4 protein-coding genes are annotated in these 3,890 nt (G+C 44.9%); all 4 read right to left on the bottom strand.

The window, feature by feature from the left end; genetic code table 11:
• Window positions 1–330 (bottom strand): hypothetical protein (locus tag H7A81_RS26340; RefSeq protein ID WP_182059238.1); only part of this gene is annotated, 330 nt, incomplete at its 3' end.
• 319 nt (window positions 331–649) lie between these two features.
• The gene (locus H7A81_RS26335) at window positions 650–1,516 is read right to left on the bottom strand and encodes an SUMF1/EgtB/PvdO family nonheme iron enzyme (RefSeq protein WP_182059237.1); all 867 of its coding nucleotides are present in this window, start codon (window positions 1,514–1,516) and stop codon (window positions 650–652) included.
• 38 nt (window positions 1,517–1,554) lie between these two features.
• The gene (locus H7A81_RS26330) at window positions 1,555–2,403 is read right to left on the bottom strand and encodes a formylglycine-generating enzyme family protein (protein WP_370530000.1); all 849 of its coding nucleotides are present in this window, start codon (window positions 2,401–2,403) and stop codon (window positions 1,555–1,557) included.
• A gap of 296 nt (window positions 2,404–2,699) precedes the next feature.
• The coding region (locus H7A81_RS26325) for a type VI secretion IcmF C-terminal domain-containing protein (RefSeq protein ID WP_304622206.1) at window positions 2,700–3,890 on the bottom strand (1,191 nt) is incomplete at its 5' end.

The following is a 3,890-nucleotide window of genomic DNA, read 5'->3' as shown; positions in this document are numbered from 1 at the left end:
CTCTGCCGAGCGATATTCCACAATCGGGATGCGAGTGACGCGCTCTGAGCCAAAGTAACAGACGCCATTTTCGCAGGAATAATCACCGTCGCTTTTTGTCTTCCAGCGCGTCCTTTCAATGTAATCGACGATTACACCTTCGGTTTTTTGCCAGTACATCATTTGGTGCCATGAGTGCCAAAACCCCCTGACGCCAAAAAAGCCGAAAAACAGGATACCTATCAGTGCGCCAAAAAAGATCCCGCGCATGATTCGCAGATCTATACGCTGCTCGCGCTGCTTCCGCTTTAGCCACTTACGGCGCACACGTTTTCTTGTGGATTTGTTCATGGAATATGAAAAGTCCTGTTGAGCCAGGTACTGCCTATTTCACGGTATAAATAACAAGCAAGAGAAATCAGTTAGAACGCGAGAAGTTAAAATACAAACTCATCCATCATCCGCCAGGAAATTTAATTGCTTTTCTCTAAAGAGATTAATACTAAGCATAAAATTAAAATAAATTATCCTTTCTCCTTACTAAGCAACTCATTACATACAAATAATTGGTCGTTTATTATCCTTTGGAAACTGATAATGTCTTTCAAAAAAATATTAACGATTTAAAAAGTTACATTATTTCAATTTCAATGCTGGCTACTTTATATTTTTAATGGTTAATTACGCATCGAGCATTATAGAAAGGCAATACCCACTTCCTCTTACCAAGTCCAGGGGCTTCTGACTGGCGAAAAACAGTCTGATTAGAGTACTCTTCCCCTCCACTATCATAACCACGAATGACCTTTTCCGTACCGTCCTTTGGTCCTACGGGATTTTCTTTAGGTGAATGACGATAATAATCATTAGAGTACCAGTCTTGTATCCAATCCACGCCATTTCCTGCCATGTCATAAAGACCTAAAGGTGTTGGAGGGAACTTTCCTACAGGATAGTTGAACATAGCGTGAGTCATTTTATTTCTTTGCTCGGTCGAAGCAATATTACGCCCTGCTTCGAACTTACCATCATCAGTAGCATATAACACATATTTACCACCATTACGTGCCGCATACTCCCACTGTGCTTCTGTAGGGAGATCTATATTTTTATTAACCAATCCCCCCAGCCAATTGCAATAATTTTTTGCCTGCTGCCAATTTAACGCCGCAGGCATATTTGATGCTTGTAATTTCTTAACGTCATTTCTGTAAGAGTAAGGCAATTCCGGTCTATCAATGTCATGCTCCCTAGCATAGACATCAAAATCCTGCCAAGTCACTTTATACTTACTGATACTAAAATCACTTAACGTAACATCATGCAAAAATTTATCATCATCGCCCAATGAGATAGGGCGCTTATCATTAATTAAAGGACCAAAGTCACCCATTTTAAACGTACCACCCTTTACCTTCACCATATTAGCCAGTGAGTGCCTGACTAAATCTTGCTGTGCCTGCGTAGCATTATTATTATCTTTCGCATCACAAGCAGTTAAGATCAACGGCAAGAGAATGACTAAATATTTACTCATTATTCATTCCGGTTATTACACAAAGTTATAATCAATGGCTAATTATTGGTCACACAGCGTGCATTGTAAAAGGGTAAATTCCAGCTTCTGTTGCCATGAGTAGGGTAATTTGATTTGCGAAATACGGTTGTATTAGCCTCAGCACCGCCCCCACTCTCATAACCTCTTAGGACTTTCTCGGTTCCATTTTCAGGGCCTGTAGGATTTTCTTTAGCTGAGTGGGAATAATAGTCTTTTGCGTACCAATCCTGCATCCAGTCCACTCCGTTCCCGGCCATATCATATAATCCCAATGGCGTAGGTGGATATTTCCCCACTGGATAATTGAACATATCCCAAGTCATTTCTTCACGCTGTTCGGTTGAAGGAACATTCCTTCCCTTCTCATACTTCCCATTATCCGTTGCATAAACCACATATTTACCACCATCACGGGCAGCATATTCCCATTGTGCTTCAGTGGGTAAGGCTATTTTTTTCCCAGAAACTTCACCTAACCAGTGGCAATAATCCTGAGCCTGTTGCCAGTTTAAAGCAGCAGGCATATCGGGTGCCTGCAATTTCTCCCCGTCGTCTTCATTGCCTGGCGGCAAATCAGGCCGTGACAGGTTTTTAGCGTGTAAATATACATCATAATCCTTCCAGGTTACTTTGTATTTACTGATGCTAAAATCATCGAGCGTAACTTCATGTAGCACTTTATCATCGTCGCCAAGTGAAATGGGCAATTTTTCATCAGTTAATGGGCCGAAATCCCCCATTTCAAACGTCCCACCTTTGACCTTAACCATATTAGCCAGCGAGCGCATAGTTAAGTCATGTTGTGCCTGCAAAGAATCCTGATCATTTGCACCATCACAGGCACTTAACAAAAATGGTAAAAACATCACAGAAAAATAGCGTGACTTATATTTAAATTTTAAATTCAAAACCCACCTCAAAAATTTCCAGCATAAAGAAGCATCCCATAAAAAGCAATATCACGATAGCGGTTAGGAATTCACTTTCTATTTTCATTTCAAAACCAGAAAATAAAACACTGCAACATATTAAAAAAACCGCCTCGCAATTACTTACAAAAGTCGACTACTGAATGACTTTATTGATATTACGGGAACAATTTCATCTGCATTTCATAATTTTGTTATTACTGCTAATAGGACATTTAATTATTCAGGGTAGATTACAAAAAGATCTGCTGAGGTAATCGGAATCCCTTTAGCGCCAGCAGCGCTAGCGGGCCGGAACCGGCTTCAGTGCGAAGAATGTAGTTCAGCGGCAAGCCATCCTGTGCAGCGAAGGTCAACTGATAACGACTGCTATCGAGTTGCTTCACCGTGGCGCGATCCAGCAAGCGAATCAGCCCCCAGCTTCCCTGATAATCGGCGTACTGGCGACTCCCGGCGCTGACACTTGACCAGTTAAGCAATACGCCAGGCTTGAAGACATTGCCCGGCCAGCTCACCGCGTTCCAGCTCTCCATCTGGTTGAAATATTTGATGTCCTGCCCATCAATGGTGATGTCGGTCTGCACCACATTGCGTGAAGGGCGTGCCATCAGTTCAAAACGCATTCCCGCATCACCGCTGGCAAACAGAATGTCAGAAAGCGCACTGAGCTGGTTCACCGCTTTCAAGAAGTCTGGGTTGATTTGCATGCCCTGGCTGTTGATGGCATCCGGCACCCACTGGTTGCCTTCTTTATGCAACACACCGCTTAAACGTGATTTGATAAAGGCATCAATGCGCCCGGTGTCGCTGCGCAGGTATTTCGCCAACAGCGGCAGAGAGGCATCGCTTTGGGTGGCATTAAACGGATAGCGCCCGGCAAAAGACTTCTCCCATTCGCTGACAATCGATTGTTGCCACTGGCTATTCAGACTTTCCGAAGTCGGTGACAGCACCTGCTGCCAGGCCTGCTCCAGCGGACGCACAAAGACATTATCACCAAAGCCATTCCACTCCTGACCGAGGCTGGCTGACATCAGACTGCCGTAATCACGGGTGTCTGCCAAATCCCCCGATTTCCCCTGAAACACGCTTTGAGCAAGTGACTGCGCCATGGCCTGCGGATCGGCCGCGTTGGTGATCTGCTGCAGTTTCAGACGTACACGATTCACACGCGTCATAAAGGTTTGCAAGCTGAGGTTATTGTTGCCCTGCCCGCCCGCATCACCCTTGCTTAGCGCAAGCAGCGGTCCAAACGTCGCTGCCAGCGGTTCTGGTAACGTGGTTGGCGCTTTGCCTGCGACGGCATCGGCGCTAAACAGAGTCTTATTGTCAGGAGCCAGCGCTTCACCGCTCGGAAGCGCGCCGTGTAGGGAAAGAGTGTGCGCCCGGTCTAAGAGCAGAGTTGTCGCCATGACGTTCAACAC

The organism is Pantoea sp. ME81 (assembly GCF_903970985.1).
Classification (GTDB): domain Bacteria; phylum Pseudomonadota; class Gammaproteobacteria; order Enterobacterales; family Enterobacteriaceae; genus Pantoea; species Pantoea communis.
This window is presented reverse-complemented; position numbering and strand designations above follow the sequence as displayed.

Coding starts and splice junctions, on each gene's coding strand:
- H7A81_RS26330 (WP_370530000.1), bottom strand. CDS start 2,403: ATGTTTTTACCATTTTTGTTAAGTGCCTGTGATGGTGCAAATGATCAG.
- H7A81_RS26335 (WP_182059237.1), bottom strand. CDS start 1,516: ATGAGTAAATATTTAGTCATTCTCTTGCCGTTGATCTTAACTGCTTGT.